The organism is Streptomyces sp. NPDC002276 (assembly GCF_053891435.1).
The window spans coordinates 1-1133 of record NZ_JBSFCQ010000070.1; the positions used below are offsets into that span (position 1 = coordinate 1).

1 protein-coding gene is annotated in these 1133 nt (G+C 62.8%); it reads left to right on the forward strand.

The features are described 5' to 3' along the window. Window positions 1–1133 (forward strand): AMP-binding protein (locus ACWIHT_RS47235; protein WP_456174835.1); only part of this gene is annotated, 1133 nt, incomplete at both ends.

Below are 1133 nucleotides of genomic sequence, written 5' to 3' on the forward strand. Positions count from 1 at the left end.
GGTCACGACATCCCGGTCGGAACCCCGGTCGCGGGCCGTACCGACGACGCCCTGGACGACCTCGTCGGTTTCTTCGTGAACACGCTGGTCCTGCGGAGTGATGTCTCAGGTGATCCGACATTCCGGCAGGTCGTGGAGCGGGTCCGGGAGGCCGACCTTGCCGCGTACCAGCACGAGGATGTGCCGTTCGAGCGGTTGGTGGAGGTCCTCAACCCGGCCCGTTCCATGGCCCGTCACCCCCTCTTCCAGGTGATGCTCACCTTCCAGAACATTGCTGAACCGGAACTCGCACTGCCTGGTCTGACCGTTCGGCCCGAGCGGACGGAGGGGACGACCGCCAAGTTCGACCTGTCGTTCAATCTTGGCGAAATGCATGCGGAGGACGGCGCATCCGCGGGTTTGCGTGGGCGGCTCGATTACCGGACTGATCTGTTCACGGCACAGACCGCGCAGAGTCTTGCGGACCGCTTGGTACGTGTCCTTGAAGCGGTGGTTGCTGCGCCTGATCGGGCCGTGCGTGAGATCGATGTTCTCGGTGCTGAGGAACGGCATCGGATTCTGACCGCGTGGAATGACACGGGTCGTGAGGTTCCGGATGTGTTGTTGCCGGAGTTGTTCGAGGCGCAGGTGGTGCGGACTCCGGATGCGTTGGCTGTGGTGAGTGGTGGGGTTGAGCTCAGCTATGGCGAACTCAATGCCCGGGCGAATTGTTTGGCGCGGTATTTGGTGGGGTGTGGTGCGGGTCCGGAGCGGTTGGTGGCGGTGGCTTTGCCGCGGTCGGTCGGTCTGGTTGTTGCGTTGTTGGCGGTGTTGAAGAGTGGTGCGGGGTATGTGCCGGTGGATCCGGAGTATCCGGTGGAGCGGATTGCGTACATGCTCCGGGATGCTGGGCCGGCGTTCGTTCTGACGGATGCGGTAACGGCTGGTCTGCTGCCCCGTGACAGTGACGTCCCTTGTGTGCTTTTGGATGATCCTTCGGTGCGGGATGCGGTTGCGGCGCTGAATGCGTCCGACCTCCTTGATGGGGATCGTCTGTCTCCGGTGGTTTCTGCGCATTCGGCGTATGTGATTTATACGTCGGGTTCGACGGGGTGGCCGAAGGGTGTGGTGGTTTCGCATGGGGCGTTGGTGAA